Here is a 709-nt window from a genome sequence, read left to right as displayed (position 1 = left end):
GGCGGGAGGGGCGGGGGTCGCGCGGCGGACTCCGTGCTTGCGGCTGCCCGTGCGCAGGAACTCGTCGTGGGTCAGCAGCATCGCCTTCTGGTCCGCGTCCCAGGTCCACTGCACGCGGTACTCGTACCCCGCGAGCTCCGACGGCGAGCGGATGATCACCGAATGCCCGGCCAGTTCGACCCCGCTGACCGCGTCGTCGTTGGCCATGACCTGCACAAGTCTGTGCTTCTCGACGGTGTAGACGCGCACGGCGGTCATCTTGGTGGGCAGCAGGCGGAACCCCAGCGTCAGGTCGTCGCGTCCGTCGCCGGTGAGGTCGCGGTAGTAGGGCTTGAGGACGGGACACGCGCTACGGTCCCCGCCTTTCCCGCAGTCGCCGATCCGCTCGGCGGTCCCCCGGTACGGCGCCTTGGAGCCGTCGTAGTCGCTGGGGTTCGCGGCGATCTCGGCGCGTACAACGGCGATCGGGTCCACCTTGTGGATGTCGTCGCCCGGGACGGTGACGCCCTTCACGGTCTCCGTGTCCGCCTCGTCGAAGTCGTAGGCGGGTGAGGCGGCGGGCGACAGATTTGGCCAAAGCTTGGCGGGGCTGGTCGCCGTGGGAGTCGCCCCCGCGGCCCGCAGTGCGCCGGTGTCACCGCAGGCCACGGCGGTCGCGAGGAGCAGGGCGACGGCGGCGGTGGTGCGGGCTGCGCGCACGGGACGGCCG

General features: G+C 71.8%; 1 protein-coding gene. It reads right to left on the bottom strand.

What is annotated here, in order from left to right:
* A partial coding sequence (locus AC31A1_RS52195; RefSeq protein ID WP_489660043.1) for a hypothetical protein occupies window positions 1–699 on the bottom strand: 699 nt, incomplete at its 3' end.
* Window positions 700–709: the final 10 nt, after the last annotated feature.

Source organism: Streptomyces sp. P5F9 (assembly GCF_057961495.1).
This window is presented reverse-complemented; position numbering and strand designations above follow the sequence as displayed.